The 21,761-nt window shown below is 46.8% G+C and carries 25 protein-coding genes; 2 read left to right on the plus strand and 23 right to left on the minus strand.

The features are described from left to right. Positions 1–43: 43 nt before the first annotated feature. From bshB1 to MKY16_RS13770, 5 genes are read right to left on the minus strand one after another with little or no spacing between them, the layout of a single operon-like run. Positions 44–736: a bacillithiol biosynthesis deacetylase BshB1 gene (gene bshB1 / locus MKY16_RS13750; RefSeq protein ID WP_029517361.1), complete on the minus strand. Its 693-nt coding sequence runs from the start codon at positions 734–736 to the stop codon at positions 44–46. Further along, entirely contained in the window at positions 736–1,170 is a 435-nt protein-coding gene (gene mgsA, locus MKY16_RS13755; RefSeq protein WP_029517360.1) for a methylglyoxal synthase, read from the minus strand. The genes bshB1 and mgsA overlap by 1 nt, the downstream gene beginning before the upstream one ends. 56 nt (positions 1,171–1,226) lie before the next feature. After that, entirely contained in the window at positions 1,227–2,030 is an 804-nt protein-coding gene (gene dapB / locus MKY16_RS13760; protein ID WP_029517359.1) for a 4-hydroxy-tetrahydrodipicolinate reductase, read from the minus strand. 31 nt (positions 2,031–2,061) lie between these two features. Then, positions 2,062–2,580, minus strand: a complete 519-nt coding sequence (locus MKY16_RS13765) for a tetratricopeptide repeat protein (RefSeq protein WP_029517358.1) — start codon at positions 2,578–2,580, stop codon at positions 2,062–2,064. Positions 2,581–2,630: 50 nt separating this feature from the next. Continuing rightward, entirely contained in the window at positions 2,631–2,960 is a 330-nt protein-coding gene (locus MKY16_RS13770) for a nucleotide pyrophosphohydrolase (protein WP_029517357.1), read from the minus strand. Between the two features lie 213 nt (positions 2,961–3,173). On the opposite strand from MKY16_RS13770, the gene MKY16_RS13775 reads away from it, so the two are divergent. Next, the gene (locus MKY16_RS13775) at positions 3,174–4,043 is read left to right on the plus strand and encodes a YitT family protein (RefSeq protein WP_029517356.1); all 870 of its coding nucleotides are present in this window, start codon (positions 3,174–3,176) and stop codon (positions 4,041–4,043) included. A 76-nt stretch (positions 4,044–4,119) separates the two neighbouring features. On the opposite strand, the gene MKY16_RS13780 is transcribed toward MKY16_RS13775, so the two are convergent. From MKY16_RS13780 to MKY16_RS13815, 8 genes are all read right to left on the minus strand, one after another. Beyond that, positions 4,120–4,965 carry a sporulation protein YpjB gene (locus tag MKY16_RS13780; RefSeq protein WP_039271103.1) on the minus strand — a complete coding sequence of 282 codons (846 nt, stop codon included), beginning with the start codon at positions 4,963–4,965 and terminating at the stop codon, positions 4,120–4,122. 132 nt (positions 4,966–5,097) lie between these two features. Further along, entirely contained in the window at positions 5,098–5,742 is a 645-nt protein-coding gene (locus MKY16_RS13785; RefSeq protein WP_209947374.1) for a DUF1405 domain-containing protein, read from the minus strand. A 172-nt stretch (positions 5,743–5,914) separates the two neighbouring features. Next, complete coding sequence (locus MKY16_RS13790) at positions 5,915–6,094, minus strand: IDEAL domain-containing protein (RefSeq protein WP_013371655.1); 180 nt, start codon at positions 6,092–6,094, stop codon at positions 5,915–5,917. Between the two features lie 22 nt (positions 6,095–6,116). Beyond that, positions 6,117–6,623, minus strand: a complete 507-nt coding sequence (locus MKY16_RS13795; protein ID WP_039271101.1) for a gamma carbonic anhydrase family protein — start codon at positions 6,621–6,623, stop codon at positions 6,117–6,119. A gap of 52 nt (positions 6,624–6,675) precedes the next feature. Further along, on the minus strand, positions 6,676–7,785 hold the full coding sequence (locus MKY16_RS13800) for a hypothetical protein (RefSeq protein ID WP_069012435.1): 1,110 nt from the start codon (positions 7,783–7,785) through the stop codon (positions 6,676–6,678). 166 nt (positions 7,786–7,951) lie between these two features. After that, positions 7,952–8,554, minus strand: coding sequence for a histidine phosphatase family protein (locus MKY16_RS13805; RefSeq protein ID WP_029517351.1), 603 nt, complete (start codon positions 8,552–8,554; stop codon positions 7,952–7,954). Positions 8,555–8,624: 70 nt separating this feature from the next. Beyond that, a complete protein-coding gene (locus MKY16_RS13810) occupies positions 8,625–9,251 on the minus strand; it encodes a hypothetical protein (protein ID WP_029517350.1) in 627 nt (208 codons plus the stop codon). After that, positions 9,248–9,844 carry an RNA polymerase sigma factor gene (locus MKY16_RS13815; RefSeq protein WP_013310707.1) on the minus strand — a complete coding sequence of 199 codons (597 nt, stop codon included), beginning with the start codon at positions 9,842–9,844 and terminating at the stop codon, positions 9,248–9,250. The genes MKY16_RS13810 and MKY16_RS13815 overlap by 4 nt, the downstream gene beginning before the upstream one ends. A gap of 682 nt (positions 9,845–10,526) precedes the next feature. On the opposite strand from MKY16_RS13815, the gene MKY16_RS13820 reads away from it, so the two are divergent. Continuing rightward, on the plus strand, positions 10,527–11,141 hold the full coding sequence (locus MKY16_RS13820; protein WP_340955763.1) for a class I SAM-dependent methyltransferase: 615 nt from the start codon (positions 10,527–10,529) through the stop codon (positions 11,139–11,141). Between the two features lie 288 nt (positions 11,142–11,429). On the opposite strand, the gene MKY16_RS13825 is transcribed toward MKY16_RS13820, so the two are convergent. The 10 genes from MKY16_RS13825 to aroB all read right to left on the minus strand — a co-directional run bounded on the left by MKY16_RS13825 (position 11,430) and on the right by aroB (position 21,760). Then, on the minus strand, positions 11,430–12,518 hold the full coding sequence (locus MKY16_RS13825) for a prephenate dehydrogenase (protein WP_069012433.1): 1,089 nt from the start codon (positions 12,516–12,518) through the stop codon (positions 11,430–11,432). A gap of 26 nt (positions 12,519–12,544) precedes the next feature. After that, complete coding sequence (gene hisC, locus MKY16_RS13830; protein WP_340955765.1) at positions 12,545–13,648, minus strand: histidinol-phosphate transaminase; 1,104 nt, start codon at positions 13,646–13,648, stop codon at positions 12,545–12,547. A gap of 58 nt (positions 13,649–13,706) precedes the next feature. Next, the gene (gene trpA / locus MKY16_RS13835) at positions 13,707–14,513 is read right to left on the minus strand and encodes a tryptophan synthase subunit alpha (RefSeq protein WP_340932488.1); all 807 of its coding nucleotides are present in this window, start codon (positions 14,511–14,513) and stop codon (positions 13,707–13,709) included. Next, a complete protein-coding gene (gene trpB / locus MKY16_RS13840; protein WP_013310713.1) occupies positions 14,510–15,706 on the minus strand; it encodes a tryptophan synthase subunit beta in 1,197 nt (398 codons plus the stop codon). The genes trpA and trpB overlap by 4 nt, the downstream gene beginning before the upstream one ends. Continuing rightward, positions 15,703–16,374 (minus strand): phosphoribosylanthranilate isomerase, encoded by a 672-nt coding sequence (locus MKY16_RS13845; protein WP_340955766.1) that lies wholly within the window; start codon positions 16,372–16,374, stop codon positions 15,703–15,705. Before MKY16_RS13845 ends, trpB begins: the two co-directional genes overlap by 4 nt. Continuing rightward, entirely contained in the window at positions 16,371–17,165 is a 795-nt protein-coding gene (trpC, locus tag MKY16_RS13850; RefSeq protein WP_029517342.1) for an indole-3-glycerol phosphate synthase TrpC, read from the minus strand. The genes MKY16_RS13845 and trpC overlap by 4 nt, the downstream gene beginning before the upstream one ends. After that, entirely contained in the window at positions 17,155–18,201 is a 1,047-nt protein-coding gene (gene trpD, locus MKY16_RS13855) for an anthranilate phosphoribosyltransferase (protein WP_069012428.1), read from the minus strand. Before trpD ends, trpC begins: the two co-directional genes overlap by 11 nt. A gap of 34 nt (positions 18,202–18,235) precedes the next feature. After that, positions 18,236–19,786, minus strand: a complete 1,551-nt coding sequence (gene trpE, locus MKY16_RS13860) for an anthranilate synthase component I (RefSeq protein ID WP_340955767.1) — start codon at positions 19,784–19,786, stop codon at positions 18,236–18,238. Positions 19,787–20,288: 502 nt separating this feature from the next. Beyond that, positions 20,289–20,663 carry a chorismate mutase gene (gene aroH / locus MKY16_RS13865; protein ID WP_029517339.1) on the minus strand — a complete coding sequence of 125 codons (375 nt, stop codon included), beginning with the start codon at positions 20,661–20,663 and terminating at the stop codon, positions 20,289–20,291. 2 nt (positions 20,664–20,665) lie between these two features. Next, the gene (gene aroB, locus MKY16_RS13870; RefSeq protein WP_340955768.1) at positions 20,666–21,760 is read right to left on the minus strand and encodes a 3-dehydroquinate synthase; all 1,095 of its coding nucleotides are present in this window, start codon (positions 21,758–21,760) and stop codon (positions 20,666–20,668) included. Position 21,761 lies beyond the last annotated feature (1 nt).

Raw genomic sequence — 21,761 nt, forward strand, 5'->3', positions numbered from 1 at the left:
CGATTTATTTTAACACTCTGCAAAATGCTCAAGTATAGAATTCTTATGTGAATAGCTTAACCAGATATGGCGTTTTGGACGCAAAGCCTTCCGCATACGAAATCAATTTGCGCTGACCCAACAACGAGTCGCGAGCTTTTACGCGTTCCACATATCCCTGATTTAATGGAGTGGATACTGTATCCTTTCCAGGCGCTGCCTGAAATTGCGAAGCATAACTCAATAATGACTGTTCCTTGACTTCATAATGCTCGGTGATATCCACAATCAAATCCGTTCTGCCAATATCATTGATAAAATAAAAATATAATTGCTCTACCTGTACCGCAGGATTTTCTGGCATAAAACGTCGCAACTTCGCGTTAAATACCGCTTCCTCCACCAACTTGCTACACATGACATGGTCTGGATGCCGATCCTCCCAATAAGGAGCGAATACGACTTTCGGTGCATGGCGCCTGATTTCTGCTGTAACTGCAGCTACATGTTCAGGAGTTACATATAATCCACGATCAGGCAGACCCAAATTCGTCCGCACAGCAAGCCCGAGCACTTTCGAAGCATGTTCAGCTTCTGACATACGAGTATCCACATCACCATTGGATGACATTTCAGCCCGCGTCAAATCGCACACGCCCACCTTTAAACCAGCGGCTGTATGCTTGGCAATCGTGCCTCCCATTCCTATTTCTGCATCGTCAGCATGAGCTCCGAAAATCAGGATGTCCAGCGTCATTATATATCACCCTGCTGGTCAATGCCCGGTTTATATTTATGTACCAGCTCACGCCAAGCAAAATCGCCTCGGTCCAGCGCTTTCACCAGTATTTCAGCAGTTGCAACGTTTGTTGCCAAAGGAATCCCCTGCACGTCACACAAACGTAACAAGGCACTAATGTCCGGCTCATGCGGTTGTGCCATGAGCGGATCACGCAAGAATATAATCAAGTCCATGTCATTTTGCGCAACCATGGCCCCGATTTGCTGATCTCCTCCAAGCGGCCCGGACATGAAACGGTGAATTTCAAGCTTGGTTTGCTCCATAATGCGCAGACCTGTTGTACCTGTTGAAAATAACTTGTGATCTGTAAAAACATGCTCATAGGCCGTTATGAAATTTACCATTTCATCCTTTTTTCGGTCATGCGCTATAAATGCAATCTTTAACATTCGAAGTTCCTCCTGCCTCATTCTATAATTTCATTCGTCCAATCATTCGCGTATTCTTAATCGATGTAATGCTCAAATCCATATACAAGCCCTGGCTGCTCCATGACCTTCTGAATACCGATTTTAACACCCGGCATATAGCCCGCCCGTTCATAAGAATCCTGACGAATCTTCAGAGATTGTCCAAACCCTCCGAATATCACTTCTTGCTGTGCGAACACACCGGGAAGACGGACACTGTGGACACGAAACCCTTGATAGTAACCTCCCCGTGATCCTTCTAACGTTTCTTCCTCTTCCGGGTTACCCTGTCGCAGCTCTTCACGCTGTTCGGCGATTAGCTCTGCGGTCTTAATGGCTGTGCCCGATGGCGCGTCCAATTTTTGGTCACCATGATATTCGATAATTTCCAGATGTGGGAAGTATTTCGCTGCCTGAGCCGCAAACCGCATCATCAAAATGACGCCAATTGAAAAGTTTGGCGCGATCAGACCACCAATTTGCTGCTCACGACACTGCTTGTCCAGTTCATCAATCTGTTCGGGAGTAAACCCTGTTGTTCCGATAACCGGACGAACTCCATGCTTGATAGCAAGCTCTGTATGTGCATATGCAAAACGCGGCCCCGTAAAATCGACCATGACATCCGCTCGGCTATCCAGTAATGCCTGCTCCACATCCTCCACAATAGCGATACCCGCTTCCGGTAGTCCGACGAGAAGGCCGGCATCACTGCCGGCATGTGTTCTGTTCACTGCGGCCACAAGCTGTAGTTCCTCATCTTGAAGAACCAATTTGACAACTTCACGGCCCATACGCCCTGCTGCTCCTACAACAGCCACTTTTATTGGTTCTGACATATCCCTACAACTCCTTATGCATCCATTTGTGCTAGATCTGTTCATTCATCTGCTGGCATAACTTCTTCATGAGGTTGGCAAGCTGCACATTGTGAGGAAACAGTGCAGCCGCCTCACGAGCAGCCTGCACAGCCAGCTTATACTCATTCATTTCGTCATAAATCAATGCGAGCAGCAAAAAAGCATCCCCACATAACGGATCGAGGGCTATTGCTCGTTCCAGTAACAAGATCGCATCCTGACGCACCTGCGGCGTAGCTCTGTCGACATCCAGCATTTTTCTGGCCTTCTCCGTATGCTGCCTGGCTTCCTGCGCATGTAGATGGAGAACATATTCATCCTGCTGTGGAGCGAGACGAACCGCATGCTCTGCATATGCGAGAGCCTGCTCCAAACGACCACTACGAGCATAGGTAACCGAGCACCGGAAATAATGCTCCGCATGATCAGGCTGAGCTGAAATTGCTTTTTCAAACCATTCCACGGCCTGCTCAAAATCGTTCTGCAAAATGCACTGATAAGCTTTCTGAACGTATTCCTCCGCCTTCATGACACTGCACCTCCGGGTAACCGGTTTGGTACAGCATATGTACAAAGCGCCTAATCGGTGTCCTTTTTGGTCCAACGATTCGCATCACGTGTGTTAAATTTATGCATAACCTTATCATGTGCCTCGGTCAAATTTATACCTAGCGAGTTCGCAAAGCAGATGGTGATGAACAAAATGTCCCCCAGCTCCAGCTCAATGGAATTGTCCGCCTCATCCGTTTTTTTCGGTTTCTCGCCAAAGGAGTGATTGACTTCCCTCGCCAGTTCCCCGACTTCCTCAGACATCCGGGCCAACATCGCTAAAGGGCTAAAATACCCTTCCTTAAATTGAGATATATACTGGTCTACCTCACGTTGAATTTCATCTAATGATTTTTCCATGAAACACGCAATCCCCCCATGTGCAGGTTTATTCATATGTTATCGTAAAGCACATTTTAAAACAAATTTTTTTTAATTGTGAACTTATGACCCCAACTTACTGTCATCAGTCTTTTAAAGCTACCGTAAAAAGGTATACTACATATAAGGAGCTGCGATTAGCAAAATCAGCATGAAGTCGTTCTTCCTTAAACTGCTACTGCGAGGGATTATATGAAGATATCCAAGTCCATGGAACAGCTTAAAATGATTTTACCCATTGTGCTCGGAACCGCCATCTATGCATTCGGTCTGCTTTATTTTATTATACCCAGTAAACTGATGGAAGGTGGTATTACTGGGATCACCCTGCTGCTCAATTATGCTTTTTCGATTTCACCCTCTCTCTCCACATTGCTTCTGAACATTCCTTTATTTTTAATTGGATGGAAAATGCTTGGGGGCAAGCAAATTCTATATACAGGGGTAGGTATTGGGTCGCTCACTTTTTTTCTGTGGTTGTATGAAAAAATGATTCATCTCGGATGGATGGGAACATTTCAAACTGAACACGATTTTATACTTTCTTCATTATATGCGGGGGTTACGCTTGGGGCCGGATTAGGTATTGTGTTCCGCTTTGGCGGCACCACGGGCGGCTCGGATATAATCGCTCGTATTCTAAACCGGAAGTTTGGCTGGAGTATGGGAAGGATTATGCTGGTCATTGATATCGTCATTATCGGTGCTTCACTACTTTACATACCAAAAGAAAAAATTCTATATACATTAGTCGCCGTGTTCATCGCGTCCAAGATTATTGATTTTATACAAGAAGGCGCCTATTCCGCCAGAGCCTTTATGATTATCAGCGACCACACGATGGACATTGCGGATATTATTATTAGAGACATGGATCGCGGAGTTACTATTATTCCGGCTGTAGGTGCATTTTCCAAGCAGGCCAAGCATGTTGCCTATTGTGTCGTGCCTCGTCAGGAAATACGACGTTTGCACCAAATTGTTAAATCGGTTGATCCACGGGCGTTTATTATCATACAGGATGTGCATGATGTACATGGAGAGGGGTTCAAAGAGGAATAGCCCGGAAATCCGGGCGATGGGCTAACATATATGGATGGCTCAGCAGCCAACGACGCGAATGTTCGAATTTGCATCGTTATCCAGAGAAACCAGCTCGATATTTACGATAACCTGCATAGACCAGCGCCAGCAGAACAATCATGCCGATTGCCAATTCTGCCCGGCGCTCACTTTCACGCGGGATAAATGGCGCCAGTGCAGTGGCGTCTTTTTCACGTCCAAACAAGGCATTAAACGTCGGATTTCCCTGATCCAACGCCCCTCTAATCGCTGAGGCATCTGCGTATTGCTGATCCCCCAATCCTTTGACGTAGGAAATCCATGAATCAGCCCGGACAACCTCACTTGTTCTGCCATGTATCAATGCTGCCGTACGAATCGTCTCATAATGGTCCTCCAGCACTGCGGCTCCAGCTTTGAAACCCTTCATGTTACCTTTAGCAAACTGGCTGTTCAAACCGCTAACATCTTCTTTTAAAATCTTATAATACTGCTGCCATAAGGGCTGACGCGGATGTGCAAGCGCATCTGTCGCAAGTCGTAAATTGGCCGCAGCCTTCACCCACTCATCTGGTGATACTTGGACGGACTGTGTAGCTTGCTGCACCTCAAGGATGCTGCCGGACAAAGCATGAATGGCCTCTACAGATAACGCTGCCTGCACCTGTCCGGTGCCAAACCATCGACTCACCTCGGCTACATCCGCGCGCGCTTTTTCAATGTTCCCGTCCATCACATCCCGGTACAGTATCGCAGCTGCATGATCCAATTCCTCAATTTCTTTTGTATTTCCTATGGGTTTTGATTGATCACGCGCTTCTGCCACACCTGGAGGGACGCAGACGGACAGCATCAGGACCATAGATAATACAACACTCGAAACAATACGTATCGTAATTTGAAACGTCTGACCCCTAATCATGGGACATCCCTCCTCACCTTACTGTATGGCAAGGTTACCGGGACTAGAACTTTCTTCAAAATCAAAACCAAAACTTTGTGTAGCTAAATGATTAAAGCTCTTTCTTATTTTATGATCATCACGGATTCCTTTCTATTTCTTCACTTCTACTCTCATTCGATTGCGCGCAAACATGGCAAGCCATGCTGCTACGATACTGACAAGGGTTAGCATATAGGTAAACGCACGCACTTGCGGTACATTATCCATTAGCGTCTTTGGAAGATACGGATATATACCAAATGTATAATCCATCGTATCATTTAACAATGTCCAGAGTGCGGCTAGGCATAAAGCAGCCCATTTGCAGGTGAAAAAACGCACGAACAGTAACGCTTCGACCGCCATTGCCGTGTGAGATGCCACCAGCATCCAATCCTGCCATATCATATGTCCGCCCTGCGCAACTCCCCAAAAAATAATAGCTGAAGCCCATATGCCATATTTTACACTCGTGACAACAGCCAACGCCTCCATGATCTGTCGAATGACCTTCAAGCTCTTGAGACGCGGAGAATAGAGCAAAAATGCTATAGAGATCGTAAAAAACAGACTCGCCGTCGGACTATCAGGCACAAATACAATCTGCCACATCGGATGATAATTTAGAGTATATTCCAACTGCCCCCCATACCATATGTACCCACACACTGTTCCTACCAGATTACACCAGAACAGCAGCCATAAAAAAGGCCGGCTCGTCAAGAACGACCGGCTCCACAAATAAGATAACGACACGCCCTTCATCCTCCGTTCATACGACGGTTGCCTTGTACAGGCCCATCCTACAAAGACTATATCATATCCAAGCGTATCAAAAAAACCTGACCGCCGCTACAGTCAGGTTTGATGATTATGATCTCGAACTAACAATTGGTCTGAAATCCAACTTAGGGTTCCTAAGATTATTCTAACTCATTGCTTTCAGCTCATCCGTAAGATGACGAAAAGCTACTTCATCTCCGGAGGCCAGCGCCTCATCAATATCCTTGTAGAGTTTTTCACTCCGGTGTTTACGTAATGCCTCGTCCAAAACCATTTCAGCAGACAGGCCCAACATTACTTCATAAGTAACCTTCATTTTATCCATAGGATGCACCTCCAACATGAGTTTAAGAGATCCTATATTCTTTTCCTTTCGCCACATAGCTGAGTGCCGTTCGTGACATCCGCTGCAAATCTGCATCTGTCAATTCGCGCACCACTTTGGCAGGTGTACCGAGAGAAAGAGTATAGGGTGGTATTTTGGTATTTTCCGTAACGACCGACCCTGCTCCTATTAAAGCATATTCACCAAGCTCCGCTCCGTTGAGTACAATGGCCCCCATACCGATTAAAGTGCCTTTGCCTACCGTACAACCGTGGATTATTGCAGCATGACCTATCGAAATGTCATCCGCCAGCAACAGGGGCTGATCCGTGTTCACATGTCCCACGACACCGTCCTGAATATTGCAGCGTTCACCGATGATGATAGGCGCCATATCTCCGCGCAGTACGGCATTAAACCATACAGAGGAATCTTGGCCGATCGTTACTTTTCCGACAATTTTTGCTCCTTCTGCCACATAGACAGATGAATGGAGCTGTGGCATGTTTCCGGTATAGTGAATCAGCATCAACTTCACCCTCTCTTTTTGGGTGAAATTCTATCAACATGTGTGTTGCTTGTCAATGGAGCCGTATACCCGAGTCGTTCCGCCCAATGCGGCACTCTCCCGCCAACTTCAGCCCCCAGGCCGTCATCTGTACAGAGGGTCCCGTCGGATGTTCACCCTGACGAAGCATACCCAAGTGAAGCATCATTCGTATAATTCTCTGATCAAAGACCGAACGGGGCGTATCATAGTAAAACGGTCGAATCAGTGGGCCGATATGTACAAAAAGCGACTCTGAGGACGTCCACGGTCTGGCACATTCTCCAATCCAGTAGACTAGAGAAAGCAAATTAGGAACGGCTCCTTTATACAGTCTTAACCAAAACCTGAATAGCTGTATCATTTCTTCCTCAATTGTATGCTCCTGATGTGCTTCCCCCTTTGCCGTCAGCACAACCTGGTCCCCTTTCTCCTCGATGTACTTGGAGTGTCGGGCATAATCATACAGTAGGGCCATTCGGTCTGGATAAAACTTAAAAGAGGAACCATACCCGAAACGCCATCCTCCCTTACCCAAAAGCGGCTCCGCAATGTGCAAATGCTCCATCAGCTGCTGCTGATTGCGACGGTACCAAGCCCCCTCGGGATTTAGCGGAACCTCATGCTGCCCCATGTATTGAAGGAAAAGCCGTAAATCCTCTGCCAGTAGATGCCCTTCATCCCGGTACGATGACGGTTCGCTTACCCGTGTCATTCCGCTTTGGAAGTCATGTACCATAACACGTCGAAAGCGCTCCTTCATATCCAACGGAATTTGGAACAAATACCTCGTGTTGTGCGTCGAACCGTTGAACAACCAGCCACTAGAACGCAGACGGGTCACAATATCTCTTGGCCGCTCACCAGGATTTTCGTCCTCCTCAACAGACTGTTTGGCTATTGCAATCAATTCCTCCATGCTGAAATACGGTCGGTCATCGAACAGCAGTGCGTTCAAAAACCTTACCTCTGACAACCTCAGCTCCTTGACCTGCGCCTCAAAAAAACTACTGCTGCCGAGCTTCGTCAAAATCCCCTGGATCAACTCATGCTTGGAATTAGGTTTACAGTCACAATCGTAATACACCGCGATTCTGTTCAAATGCACAATATCCGCAAATGTCAGCATATCCGCCAGATTCATTGTTCCATCGCCTCGTCACTGGACTGTCATCCGGAATTGATTCTTACCTGTTGTACCCACAGCTTTGACGGATTGTTCAAACTCTAAACCTCTTTTTTTGCAAAGGTATAATTAAAAAACAAAAAAGACCACGACTTCTACGATGAGTAGAAGCCGTGGTCTTTTACTAACTTTTTGAGTTACAGTCACTTTTCTCTTGCAAATGCTTCGTGCAATTATACAAAAGTGGTGCCCAATCCATATCCTCACGCTGAAGTATACTAAGTGACAAATTGCCGATTCGTTCCGTGAATTTTTCCTGATACAGAGCCTTATACAAATTAGCCAAAAAACCGCCGTGGGAAACGACCAGCAGATTCTTGTCCCGATTTTCCGTCCAAATGGCCTCCATAAAACCTAGCCCGCGAAGCTGAAGATCCGCATCGCTTTCCTGCCCTAGATCCAGCAGATGCCAGTCGACTCCCCACTTCTCTTCACGCTCGGCCTGTGTCATGCCCTCGACCTGACCATAAGCACGTTCTCTTAGTCGATCATCAGATTCTAGCAACGGAAGATGCAGAGCAGAAGCAATAATCTCCCCGGTCTCTTTCGCTCTGGAGAGACTACTTGTAATAAGCCCGTCCCAATGATAAGACTCTCTCTTTAATCGTTCTGCAAGCAAGCGTGCCTGCTGGCGTCCTTCCTCATTTAACGGAATATCACTGTGGCCCTGGATTTTCCCTACCGCATTCCAATCCGTCAATCCATGTCTGATCAAGCCAATAAGCATCGTGTCTTTTCCTCCGCTGTTTTGTTATTCAGGCATTGTTATGAATTCATATTGGAGTCCAGCTGTCCTGCTAACTTCTGACCCTTCTCGTCCGATGGATCCAGCCCAGAGAAAATAAAGCAAGCGCAAGTGCCAGTACAGACAACAGCATCCAGTATTGCGGATAAGTAGGAACAATGCTAGCAACCAGCGGGTCCATAATGCCACTATTCACATCTTTAATGTGGTATTGATATTGTGGAGATGTACTTGTAGTTTCCAACAGGCCTGTCGGTAAAATACCCGTATCCATGACAGGAGCTGCTTGAGGGGGATTTTCCTTAGAGGAGCTTCCATTCCAGTTCAAAAACAAAAAGCTGCATAAAAATACGGCCAAGAAGCCAGCGATCCATACAGACATATACTTACGGGCTGCTGGGTTCACACGCGCACGTCGATGCTCACCCGGAACAAGCCACGGTGATTCTTCATAAATTCGATCCATGACTCTGCGATTCATGGCCTCTAGCTTATCATCTGTTATTTCAAAGGAAATATCACGAATAGCGGATCGATTTTCTTTTGACAAATCCCACTCTTTTTCTTCCGAACCATGTTCCCACCCAGCAGACGAGCTTTTGGCCCGTCTGCGCTCCGAGTCTTGTTTCGATACATTTTTGCCTGTAGCGAACAAATCCTCAGTGTCCCTGGATTTCATTGGCTGCTCATCCCTTCGTTTTCCTCATAGAGAGGCTCAAAAAAATAAGGCTCCAACTGCGTCTTCACACTGGTTCTTGCCCGGAAAAGCAACGACTTCACCGCACTGACGGTCTGTCCTAAAATAGTCGCAATCTCCTGATAATCTAATTGCTCATATTCACGCAAAATCAGCGCAGATCGCTGCTTCTCAGGCAATCTATTGATCGCTTCACGAACCATCTCTACCTTCTCACCGCGAAGGACAGCCTGCTCCGGAATTACATCCGATGGAGCTACCGGTACATAACCGCTCTCCTCCAATGGAACCTGACCGCTACGGTGCTTGCGAAGCTCACTTAGCACCGTATTGCGTGCAATTGTATATAACCAAGTGGAGAACGATGCGTCTACCTCGCGAAAAGAGTGCAGGCTCCGATACGCTTTGTAAAACGTCTCCGAGCATAAGTCCTCAGCAATCATTTCCAGGTTCGAACTTTTCAGCATATGATAAACAAAAGCTAAAATTTTACGTTGGTGACGCCTCATTAATTCTGAATAAACCTCAACATTACCTTGTTTGATTTCCTGAATCATCTGGGAATCTGTCATCATCCGAGTGAGACCCTCCTCGCCCATACATGTGCTGTTTTCCCGTTCGATTCTGTCTATATATACCGAACAGGTCAAAAAAAGTTGCGCCCTCTGCGCAAATGGATGAAACAGCATCATGGAACATTTGTTATTTTCTTACCCTATGTAGTGCCAACATTAACGGTGCTATCCCCAACAATATTCAACGTCCAAAATGGACTTACCCATTGTACCACAAAATGACCGCCAGTAAAAAAGTCCAAAATCCCCACGATTTCCATCAATGCCTCCCTAACGCTGGCAACTAATTCATTTATACAGCTTTTCAATGGATTTTAAATTTTTTCAAGATTAAATGACAAACCTACTGAAAGCGTGCCATCAAATAAACCAATAAGGATAATTACACAAAAAAAGAAAACGCTTTAAAAAAATATTGACAAAATGAAAACGTATACATATAATAAAAGTACAGTATGGTTTCTCTCCACTCCTATCCTACTCAGCTACTTCACTAAAAGTAGCTACCACCCGGGGCTTTACCCGGGTGGTCTTTTTTTTGTTTTCCAATACTCCTCTTTACCTTACTCACCTACCCCATATGTGGGTTGATAAAATACATCAATATTTCACCAATTATTTGGTTGTCCTATTAAAACACATTATTATATAATTAATTTTTTCAATAGATAGGGGGCAGGAAATGAATAATAAGTGGAACAAGGCTGTATATAAGATTTGGTCTCCAATTTATGATAACTTTTTCAATTCAGGTAGCTTCCTCAATTCTAGAAAGATCATATTTCAAGAAAAGTCATTTAATAGCGAGCAAAAAATACTTTTTGTAGGTGTAGGAACTGGAGCAGATTTAGAATTAATAAATCACTACGGGCTGGATATTACTGCCATAGATTATTCACCTGAAATGCTTAACAAAGCAAAAGATAAATTTGCCAAAACATCCATAAAATTCTTGGAAATGGATGCTCAACAAATGAATTTTATGGATGAGCAATTTGATATAGTAGTAGGAAGTTTAATTCTCTCAGTAGTACCTAACGCAAATAAATGCTTCGATGAGATGGTGCGGGTTTTGAAAAAAGACGGGGAAATTATTATTTTCGATAAGTTTTCTCCTAAAGGAAAAAAGCCCTCATTATTCAAAAAAACGATAAGGCCCGTTATTAAGGTGTTAGGAACCGATATAGGGTTGAATTTTGAAGAACTGTTTGAAACCCAAAAAACAAAACTGCGGATCAAAGAGGATGCACCTATAATGTTCAACGGTTTGTATAGAAAGATAGTAATTACAAAATAACGCGTAGCTCCACTACCTCTTCAAGTAACAAAAAAGCGAGCGAAGAGAACCTTCACCCGCTTTAGATCTTTTCTTACTACTTCACTCCCAGAAAGTGTGGTGCTTTTAAGGCGGTCCATAGCGTAGAGGTTCATTTGAATCTGGAGAAGCGGAGCGCTCGCCTTTGCCTGCGGGATTTTCCCCTTTGTACATATATTCAGAAAATCCGCAGACAACAGCGATCGTAAGATCAAATGAATCGCGGAGCGCAGTCCCTCCTTTAACGAACACTCATACTTTCTTCACCCTTTATACCACCACTTTATAGCCCATCGAATCCAGCAGTGTCTTGGCACGCTCCCAATCCTGCTCTTGACGGAAGGAAAGCCGCATGATACCTGGGACATCCTCCCGGCTTTCAATGATTTGCATATTGCTCAGATTAATGCTGTGATTCCCCAGTTCCATAGCAATTCGCCCGATAATCCCTGGGGTATCCGGTACATCAATATACAGATCAAACGTGGAGACGATGACTCCTTTACGACGCTCTGGCAGTTCACTGCGGAAGTGCCCAGCTGTTAAAAACTCGTCAGCGATTCCCTCACCGTCTTGTATTCTCAGTAAATGGGTAAAACGCTCAATCTGTCCGTTCCATTCTTCCAACAGACCTAGTAAAACTTCACGATTGCTCAGTAAGATGTCCCGCCACACAACCGGATCACTAGAGGCTATCCGTGTAATATCACGGAACCCACCGGCAGCCAATGTACGGTACAACGGATTTTCATCATTGTGCTTTCGCACCTGATTCACCAGCGCTGCTGCAATAATGTGCGGAAGATGGCTAATCGCACCGACAATGTCATCGTGCATAGCTGGTTCGACACGCACAACATGAGCATTAGTATATTTTAATAAACGTTCCAGCGAGCAGTATGCTTCCTCAGGCACACCCTCTGCCGGGGAAAGCACATAATATGCATTTTCAAACAGCAACGCGGAAGCAGCCTTTACACCGGAACGCTCCGAACCGGCCATCGGATGACCACCGATAAAGTAAGCATTGCGCAAAGAAATTTCTGATGCTTTTTTGGCAATTGCTGATTTCGTGCTGCCTACATCAGTGATAATACAACCCGCTTTAAGCGGTAGCCTGCTTAACAGTTCGAGATAATACTCCAATAAGCCCACAGGTACGCATAAAAAAATAAAATCGGCATCCTCTGCCGCTTCTTCAACCGAAAGAGTCGCGGTGTCCACGACACCACGGCTTAACATCGGTTCCATCAGTTCAGGGAGATGGGCATGGCCGACAACCGAAATATCTGGCTTCCCTTTAAAACAAAGTGCAAGAGACCCACCAATCAGTCCCACGCCGAAAATGGCAATCTTCATCAATTATCAAATCCCATCTGCGGAAATTATAGGCGTACTTTCGCCGCTTCCGCCCCCAGGACCTGTTCCAGCGCACGAATAAACAACTCATTTTGCGGCTGTGATCCAACCGACACCCTAATATATGTCGGATATTTGTGATGACCTGCGCGAATAATCACACCTTTACGAAGCAACTCCTGGAATACTTCACCGGATGGACGACGTACATCCAGCATAATAAAATTACCATGTGCCGGGAAAGACTCCAGTCCCAGACGCTTGAGCTCATTTTGCAAATAAGCTCTGCCCTCTGCATTACGATCCCGACATTCTTGAACAAATTCCTGATCTTCCAAGGCAGCAATCGCTGCAGCCTGCGCTACCCGTGAAGTATTAAACGGTTCACGAACCTGATTTATCAAGCGAATGGTTGACTCGGTTCCCATACCATACCCGATGCGCAGCGAAGCTAGGCCATAGATTTTGGAGAAAGTGCGCAGTACAACCAGGTTTTCATACGCTGCCAACAGACGAATGCCGTCGGGATACGAGCGGTCCGTCACAAACTCGGCGTAGGCTTCATCCAGCACAACCATGATATGCTTTGGTACTTGGTTCAAAAACGCAATCAGCTCCGCTTCGGGTACAATCGTGCCCGTCGGGTTATTTGGATTACAGATCCAAATAATTTTTGTACGGTCATTGATGTGGGACAGCATAGCATCCAAATCATGTACACCATCACGCAAAGGCACCTCAACTGCAACCGCTCCCTCAATTTCCACGTTACTTTTATACACGGAAAATGTCTGATCGGCCATGATGCTTTCTTCTCCAGGAAGGAGGAAAGCACGCGTAATCAACGCAATAATTTCGTCAGAGCCACAGCCATAGATAAACTGTTCCTCTTTTAAACCCGTCCGTTTAGCTAGTGCCTGTGTCAAAGCTACCGCACTTCCATCAGGATACACACTAATGTTAGCAAACTCCTGCTGAATAGCCTGCAATACTTTAGGAGAGCTACCATACGGATTCTCATTCGAGGCGAGCTTGATGACTTCATCGAGTCCCAGCTCACGTTTTACGTCTTCAATCGGTTTACCGGGCTGATATACTGGCAAATGTACAATATGCGGTTTAGGTTGCATGCCCCTACCTCCTCTATCCAATCAGAACTATATTTACTACTTTATATTTTGACACCCATTATTGCTTTAATTGTGCCACAAAATTATGAATTTGCAAAAGACCTTCTTGCCTGCGTGCAGAATCATTCAGTAGCGGAATGGCCTCCTCTACCTGACGTACAATAGCACTGCCGACTACAACTCCATCACAAATGTTTGAAAACCGGGCTACCTGTTCTTGAGTAGAAATCCCGAAGCCGACCGCTACCGGAATATCCGTATGCCGTTTGACCTGCGCGATAAAGCCCTCTATACCTTCAAAAAAGGAAGCTCTTTCCCCAGTTACACCCAGCGAGGATACACAGTATACAAATCCACGGGCCTGACGGACAATTCGCTCGATCCGCTGTTCAGACGTTGGAGCCACCAGAGGAATCAGATGCACACCCACCTCTGCTGCCCGTCCTCCCAGCTCCTCCGCTTCCTCAAGCGGAAGGTCCGGAATAATAAGACCGCTGATACCGTGCTCCTGCAAGCCTGCAAAGAAAGCATCCATCCCCATCTGTAATACAGGGTTATAATACGTGAACAGAATAAAAGGCAGGTTTGAACCTGCCGCCCTAGCCAGAGAAGCTGTCTCCATGCACGTGCGGATGGAAATTTGCCGTTTCAGTGCACGCTCAGACGCGCGCTGAATTACAGGTCCATCAGCCAGCGGGTCGGAATAGGGTACACCCAGTTCCAATATGTCAGCTCCGGCCGACTCTAACTGCCGAATGATCTCTATCGTCGTATCCACATCCGGGTCGCCTACCGTCAGAAAAGGAATTAATGCCGTTTTGCCTTCATTTTTAAGGCGATCAAACGCCTGATCAATTAAATTCATGACGGATTTCCTCCCAAATACTTGATAATGGAGTCCACATCTTTATCCCCGCGTCCAGACAAACAAATAACGATAATATCATCCGCCGTCAACGTGGGTGCCAGCTTGACAACCTGCGCAACTGCATGTGCCGACTCTAATGCAGGAAGTATTCCTTCGGTACGGCAGAGGAGCTGAAGCGCATCCAGCGCTTCCTGATCCGTGATCGGAACATATTTGGCCCGCTCAATATCTTTCAGGTATGAATGCTCCGGTCCAACACCTGGATAATCCAGTCCAGCCGAGATGGAATGCGCAGGTTGCACTTGTCCGTACTCATCCTGAAGCAGATAACTCATAGAGCCTTGGAAGACCCCTTGTGTTCCCTTGGTCATCGTAGCTGCATGGAATTCTGTTTCGACACCTTTTCCAGCGGCCTCCACGCCAATCAAAGCGACACCCTGATCCTCAATAAAAGGATAAAACATGCCGATGGCATTGCTTCCGCCACCGATCGCTGCCACGATGACATCCGGCAATCTGCCTTCCTTCTCTAGGATCTGGCGACGCGTTTCATCACCAATCACACGTTGGAAGTCCCGCACCATCATTGGATATGGATGCGGGCCGACAGCTGAACCCAAAATATAAAACGTATCATGGACATGGCTGACCCAGTAACGCAAGGCTTCATTACCAGCATCCTTAAGTGTACGTGTACCCGATGTCACTGGAATGACCTCTGCACCCAAAAGCTGCATCCGAAAGACGTTCAACTGCTGGCGCACAGTATCCTCTTCGCCCATAAACACCTTGCATTCCAATCCGAGCAACGCAGCCACAGTTGCTGTCGCGACACCATGCTGTCCTGCGCCTGTTTCAGCAATAACCTTCTGTTTACCCATACGCTTCGCCAGCAATCCCTGAGCTAATGCATTATTGATTTTGTGAGCACCGGTATGATTTAAATCTTCGCGCTTCAGGTAAATTTTAGCCCCGCCCAAATGCTGGCTCAGACGCTCCGCATGATAAAGCGGGGTTTCCCGACCAGAATAGTCCTTTAGGAGCCCGTTCAACTCTGCTTTAAACTCGGGATCATCCGCGTACTTACGGTAGGATTCCTCCAATTCAATCAGTGCGTTCATCAACGTTTCCGGTACAAAACGTCCTCCAAATGTTCCAAAACGTCCGTTGTTATCAGGTAATTGTGTCATGCCTGCTTCACCCTTTCTACGAATGCTGTGATTTTTGCAATGTCCTTGACTCCGTTCGTCTCTACACCGCTGGATACATCCAGCCCTTCGGGATGATACTCATGAACCAGCTTTTCCGCATTATCGGCAGTCAGCCCGCCGGCTACAAACAAAGGAATTCCATGTTGATGGGTCCAAGCCTGATAGGCAGGAATTCGATCCCACGCAAACGTTTTTCCAGAACCGCCACCATACAGGGGATCGTATGTATCGAGCAGTAAAGCATCAATTGTTCCGACATAGGCAGCCAATTCGTCCGCCAAGCGTTCTCTCTGTCCTTGACTGTCCACAGACCATGCCTTGAATACCTGTATACCAAAATACTCCCTGATTTCCCGACAGCGCTCTGGACTCTCCTGTCCATGCAGCTGTATGACATCCAAGGGTGCTTTCTCCATCACATCATTTAACAGTGCATCACCAGGGTTCACAAATACGCCCACGCTGCGCGGTCTGCTGCCTGAGGTCCATTCATCCAATACGCGAAGCAGCTCTCCAGCCTGTACGCCGTCAATCCGGCGCTTGCTGTCGGCAAACACAAAACCTATATAATCGACCGGTAAGTTTACCATAGATTTTAGCACTTCAACGCTTTGAAGTCCACAAATTTTTACGCCCGTTTTGTTCATACTTTAATCCCGTCCATCAATTCGGTTACAGCCTGTCCCACATCTTCCTTGCGCATCAGATGCTCCCCTACCAGGATGCCGTGTGCACCCACCGAATGCAGATACTTTACATCTTCCGGTCCAGCAATTCCGCTCTCACTGATGAACGTAATCCCTTTAGGAATTAGTGAGATCAGCTCCTCCGTCGTCTGGAGACGAGTCTCGAATGTTCGCAGATTTCGGTTATTTACGCCAATCAAGGTTGCTGTCCCCAGCTCCAGTACCGCTTTAAGCTCCTCACTGTCATGCACCTCTACCAATGCGTCCAGCCCAAGGTTCTTGGCGATTTGTAAAAAGGACCCTAATACACGCGGTTCCAGTATAGCGGCAATCAACAGCACCGCATCCGCTCCCAGCAAACGAGCTTCATATATTTGCCGTTCATCAATGATAAAATCCTTTCGCAACAGCGGAATCTTCACCTGATCGCGAATCTGCTGTAAATATTCAGGACTTCCCTGAAAATACGTCACATCTGTCAGTACAGAAATGCAATCCGCTCCTGCTCCCTCATATGCACGTGCAATGTCCACCGGATGGAAATCCGGTCGAATCAGCCCTTTGGATGGGGAAGCCTTCTTCACCTCAGCAATCAGTCCGAGCGGACGGTTGCGTCCGCTCGCGATCGCATTTTCGAATCCTCTCGTCGCAGGTAAATCAGCAATTAATCGTTCAGCTTTACTTATTTGAAAATGCTCCTTAAGCTGCTCCACTTCTTGTCGCTTCGTCACCACAATTTTATCAAGATACATATTGATATTCCCCCGTTGCCTGTATTAATTGGTCCAGCTTGGAAAGTGCCCGTCCAGAGTCAATGGCTTCGGCCGCTCGTGCTACTCCGTCCGTCAAGGTAGCTGCTGTGCCTGATACATAAATGCACGCTCCTGCATTCGCTAACACAACATCCCGATAAGCTCCATGCTCTCCGTTTAAAATTCGTCGTATGATATCTGCGTTAACCTGTGCGTCACCGCCCAGTACCTGATCAAGAGAATGCGTCTGCAAGCCCAAATCCGACGGATGAAGCTCGAACGTGTGAACCTTGCCGTCCCTTAGCTCGGATACTCGTGTCGCAGCTGAAATGCTAATTTCATCTAGTCCATCCAGACTACTGACAACCATGGCCCGTTTGGAGCCGAGCTGGTTCAATACCTCGGCAATGACTTCCGTTTTGCTGGCGTCATAAATGCCCAACAACTGCCGATCCGCACCAGCCGGATTCGTCAATGGACCCAGCATATTGAATACCGTCCGCACACCCAGTTCGCGGCGCGGCGCGGCGGCATGCTTCATAGACGGATGATACAGCTGTGCGAATAAAAAGCAGATGCCGATTCGGTCCAGACATGACCTAGCCTGATCACTCGTCAAATGAATATTGACTCCCAATGCCTCCAGGACATCAGCGCTCCCGGCACGGCCACTTGCAGAACGATTGCCATGCTTTGCTACCCGTACAGACATCGAAGCTGCGATGATCGCAGATACCGTGGAAATATTAAACTTGTGAATACCCGAACCTCCGGTTCCACATGTGTCCAGCAGACGACCGCTGCCTTCTTCAGCTTGCACTGGACTAGCGTAGCTACGCATAGCCTCGGCAAAACCAGTGATTTCATCTACCGTTTCCCCTTTGAGGCGAAGAGCCGTCAGCAGCCCGCCAATTTGCGCCTGTGTAGCACTTCCACTCATAATCTGTTCCATTACGCTCCGGGCCTCCGTACGCGAAAGATGCTGTCCCTCCATGATCCGGCTTAACCCCACTTGCATCATGTCATGTCGTTCCATTGTCGTCTCCTCCTCAAAATCAGATTTTTACGTGTTACGGAGTGTACAAATAATCCTGGTTGATGACGCTGTTATAGGGCTGTGTCGTTGCCGGGAACATCACTTCTGCCGTGCGGATTGCCTTCAGCAATGCCTTTGCTTTGTTCACCGTCTCCTGATACTCGCTTTCCGGAACTGAGTCCCACACAATTCCAGCGCCTGCCTGGACATAGGCCCGGTTCTTTTTAAACACAATCGTGCGAATCGTAATGCAAGCGTCCATATTGCCCGAGAAGCCCAAATATCCAATTGCCCCTGCATAGGGTCCACGTGCTTCCCGCTCCAACTCAGCAATAATCTCCATGGCCCGCAGCTTTGGTGCCCCTGATACGGTGCCAGCTGGCAGACAAGACAGGAAAGCATCGAAGAAATCTTTGTCCTCACGTAGCTCACCTGACACATTGGATACAATGTGCATGACATGAGAATAGCGTTCAATTTCCATAAACGTATCACATTTGACTGTCCCAAACTGTGATACACGGCCCAAATCATTTCTTCCCAAATCGACCAGCATCAGATGTTCTGCACGCTCTTTTTCATCGTTTAACAGTTCTTCAGCAAGTGCCGCATCTTCTGTCTCCGTTACCCCACGCGGTCTCGTTCCTGCAATAGGACGGGTTTCTACCCGGCCGTTTTCCACCTTGACGAGTGCCTCAGGCGAAGTGCCTACGATGATCTCGTCATCCATTTTCAAATAATACATATATGGCGACGGGTTCATCGTGCGCAGCACGCGGTATACCTGTAAAGGAGAGGCCTCTGTATCAATGTGAAAACGCTGGGATAGTACAACCTGAAAAATATCACCGGAGCGGATATACTCCTTCGCCTGCTCTACGTTTGAAATAAATTGTTCCTTCGTCATATTGGATTGGATCTCACCTAGTTCCACATCATCAGGAATGGAAGCCGATCCTAATCGCTCAGGCTGAGGCTGCTTGCGCAGATACTGTGCCGTTTCCTCCAACTTGCGTTCTACATCAGCATAAGCAGCACGAATGTCCTCATCACGGAACCCTTCGCCTATATGGACATTGCCGACCAGCAAAATTTGCTGTTTCACATGATCAAAGACAATGACTTGATCGCAGAACATAAAACGAATATCATCCATATTCAAATCATCTACCGAGTGCTCTGGCAGCTTTTCATAGTATTGAAGCAGGTCATATCCAAAAAATCCGATAGCCCCGCCTGTAAATGGAGGCATTTCTTTCAGTTTCGGACTGCGGTATTTACGAAGCAATGCTTTGAGCGCTTCAATCGGCTTGTCGTTTAATATTTGTCGTTTACCGTGTTGTTCCAATATTAAACGTCCTTTTTTACCCGAGACCATTAGAAACGGGTCTGTACCGATGAATGAATGTCGCGCCCACTGTTCGCCTCCCTCTACACTCTCTAGCAGAAAGGCACGGTCCCGCTCGGCATACCGACGGAAAATCCGAATCGGCGTCTCCATATCAGCCAGCACTTTTTTGTACACAGGAATCAGGTTAAATTCACTCGCCATCGTTATCACTTGCTCCACATGCGGCGTTAACATGAGATCACTTCCTTTCCAAATTGGCGCAGAACCAAAGGAGAGAATATAAGAAAAACGTCTATCGACGTACCTTCACGGAGGCCAGACCGCGTGTAGCGGAAGTTTTTCTTGCGATTATAGAATTGTTCAGCTCCGCTGAAAATTTTATAAATTCTATAATCGTAAAAAAGCCTCTACCGGTAAGGTAGAGGCTGTCAGTTATTGAAATTATAAGAATGCTCCATATGTAAAATGACTACAGCAAATTGATAAGTATACACTCATCCCTTTGGTTTAACCGCGCAGGTTGCCTCAAATAAGCTTCTCTGTAGAAGAATATCTCTTCATAGACAAAAGCTTACCCGCTACCGCCGATCTCTGTAATCTCATATGGAATTGGCTAAGGCTGCACTCTTCTCATCTCAACTCTGTCTCTGGCTAACTCTACTCTACTTAACTCTGCTACACACACTATATCTCATGGGATGTTACTTTGGCAACCATCAACTTAAAAAACAGGCACTTATTTCCCTTGGGAAGCTAGATCCGGTCTTAAGGCCTGCGCTCCGTTCAAATATACATGTTTAATTTCCCGCTGGGATTTATCAGTGTTCACCTGTACCATCAGACGGATGCACTTGGGCAAACTACCTGCCACAGGAACTTCTAATGCACACATGAGCGGAACCATATCCCAGCCATCAAGCTGACGAATGGCCTTGGCTGGAAAGGCAGTATCCAGATCATGAGTCACCGTAATCCATACGTTACTAATATCCTCTGGCTGAATTTCATTGTAGGATACAATTTCCTCCAGTAGTTGGCTTGTTGCTTCCAAAATTTCATTTTCTTCATTATTCGCTACGGTCGTCGCGCCACGAATTCCACGATTGTACATCGTTACACCCCCTCTTTTAACTGTTCAATAACTCTTCGGATGTAAGAGACGGAAATATCCTTCACAACCTCCACGTGCCCGATGCTACGTGGGACGACAAAAGTAATGCTGCCTTCTTTGAACTTTTTGTCATGCATCATCGCGTCCAGTAGCCGATCTGTATCGAGATGTGACGGAAGGGAGGTCGGTAGCCGTAGTGAAGACAACATATCCTTCGTTGCATCTACCAAAGAAGGATATGCCCCCAGCTTCACGCCCAAAAGTGCGGAGCCGACCATTCCAATCGAAATGGCTTCCCCGTGTAAAAACTCACCATATCCCGCAATAGCTTCAATCGCATGACCAATCGTATGACCTAGGTTTAAAATAGCGCGCAAATCATGTTCTCGTTCATCGCGTGACACCACTTCGGCTTTAATGGAACATCCCTTTTCCAGACCGTACTCCAGAGCTGTCGCATCCAGTGCAAGCAAATCAGTCGCATGGTCACGGCACCACTGGGCGAAATCAGCATCCCAGATCAAGCCGTGCTTGATCATTTCAGCAAGCCCCGCAGATACCTCACGAGGAGGCAGTGTAGACAACGTATCTACGTCATACAACACAAGTTCCGGTTGATGGAAAGCTCCTATCATATTCTTCGCCAAAGGATGGTTGATGCCGACCTTACCGCCCACGCTACTGTCATGGGCCAGAATCGTAGTGGGGATCTGTACAAACTTGACACCTCTCATATAAGAAGCTGCCACAAATCCAGCCAAATCACCCACGACACCACCCCCAAGGGCAATAACGGCTGAATTGCGATCCAAGCCGCCCTCAATGGCTGCTGTTATGACCTGCTCAAATACAGCAAGCGACTTGGAGGTTTCACCTGGCTTAACGACAAAGGACACTGTCTTGTAGCCAGATGCCTGAAGATTGCTCTCCAATGTTGCCAAGTAGAATCCCGCTACATTTTCGTCAGAAACAATCAACAACGGGCTTTTTTGCGCAATTCCTCGTTCCTTCAACAACTCTCCGGCTCGATATAACAGTCCTCGTCCAATATGAATAGGATAAGAACGTTCGCCAAGCTGTACCGTCAGCGTACTCATT

This window comes from Paenibacillus sp. FSL L8-0641 (assembly GCF_038006265.1).
In the GTDB taxonomy this organism is placed as follows: domain Bacteria; phylum Bacillota; class Bacilli; order Paenibacillales; family Paenibacillaceae; genus Paenibacillus; species Paenibacillus polymyxa_D.

Bases quoted from the DNA above. Each gene is read 5' to 3' on its own strand.
- bshB1 (WP_029517361.1), bottom strand. From the start codon at position 736: ATGACGCTGGACATCCTGATTTTCGGAGCTCATGCTGACGATGCAGAA.
- MKY16_RS13790 (WP_013371655.1), bottom strand. From the start codon at position 6,094: ATGGATAAAATGAAGGTTACTTATGAAGTAATGTTGGGCCTGTCTGCT.
- trpA (WP_340932488.1), bottom strand. From the start codon at position 14,513: ATGAATTTAATTGATCAGGCGTTTGATCGCCTTAAAAATGAAGGCAAA.
- MKY16_RS13800 (WP_069012435.1), bottom strand. From the start codon at position 7,785: ATGAATCTGGCGGATATGCTGACATTTGCGGATATTGTGCATTTGAAC.
- trpC (WP_029517342.1), bottom strand. From the start codon at position 17,165: ATGTATCTTGATAAAATTGTGGTGACGAAGCGACAAGAAGTGGAGCAG.
- dapB (WP_029517359.1), bottom strand. From the start codon at position 2,030: ATGTCAGAACCAATAAAAGTGGCTGTTGTAGGAGCAGCAGGGCGTATG.
- aroH (WP_029517339.1), bottom strand. From the start codon at position 20,663: ATGTACAATCGTGGAATTCGTGGCGCGACGACCGTAGCGAATAATGAA.
- MKY16_RS13765 (WP_029517358.1), bottom strand. From the start codon at position 2,580: ATGAAGGCGGAGGAATACGTTCAGAAAGCTTATCAGTGCATTTTGCAG.
- MKY16_RS13825 (WP_069012433.1), bottom strand. From the start codon at position 12,518: ATGAAGATTGCCATTTTCGGCGTGGGACTGATTGGTGGGTCTCTTGCA.
- MKY16_RS13820 (WP_340955763.1), top strand. From the start codon at position 10,527: ATGAATAATAAGTGGAACAAGGCTGTATATAAGATTTGGTCTCCAATT.
- MKY16_RS13770 (WP_029517357.1), bottom strand. From the start codon at position 2,960: ATGGAAAAATCATTAGATGAAATTCAACGTGAGGTAGACCAGTATATA.
- trpD (WP_069012428.1), bottom strand. From the start codon at position 18,201: ATGGAACGACATGACATGATGCAAGTGGGGTTAAGCCGGATCATGGAG.
- MKY16_RS13810 (WP_029517350.1), bottom strand. From the start codon at position 9,251: ATGAAATCCAGGGACACTGAGGATTTGTTCGCTACAGGCAAAAATGTA.
- MKY16_RS13775 (WP_029517356.1), top strand. From the start codon at position 3,174: ATGAAGATATCCAAGTCCATGGAACAGCTTAAAATGATTTTACCCATT.
- MKY16_RS13815 (WP_013310707.1), bottom strand. From the start codon at position 9,844: ATGATGACAGATTCCCAGATGATTCAGGAAATCAAACAAGGTAATGTT.
- MKY16_RS13845 (WP_340955766.1), bottom strand. From the start codon at position 16,374: ATGAACAAAACGGGCGTAAAAATTTGTGGACTTCAAAGCGTTGAAGTG.
- MKY16_RS13795 (WP_039271101.1), bottom strand. From the start codon at position 6,623: ATGCTGATTCACTATACCGGAAACATGCCACAGCTCCATTCATCTGTC.
- MKY16_RS13780 (WP_039271103.1), bottom strand. From the start codon at position 4,965: ATGATTAGGGGTCAGACGTTTCAAATTACGATACGTATTGTTTCGAGT.
- trpB (WP_013310713.1), bottom strand. From the start codon at position 15,706: ATGACACAATTACCTGATAACAACGGACGTTTTGGAACATTTGGAGGA.
- hisC (WP_340955765.1), bottom strand. From the start codon at position 13,648: ATGCAACCTAAACCGCATATTGTACATTTGCCAGTATATCAGCCCGGT.
- aroB (WP_340955768.1), bottom strand. From the start codon at position 21,760: ATGAGTACGCTGACGGTACAGCTTGGCGAACGTTCTTATCCTATTCAT.
- MKY16_RS13805 (WP_029517351.1), bottom strand. From the start codon at position 8,554: ATGCTTATTGGCTTGATCAGACATGGATTGACGGATTGGAATGCGGTA.
- trpE (WP_340955767.1), bottom strand. From the start codon at position 19,786: ATGTTAACGCCGCATGTGGAGCAAGTGATAACGATGGCGAGTGAATTT.
- mgsA (WP_029517360.1), bottom strand. From the start codon at position 1,170: ATGTTAAAGATTGCATTTATAGCGCATGACCGAAAAAAGGATGAAATG.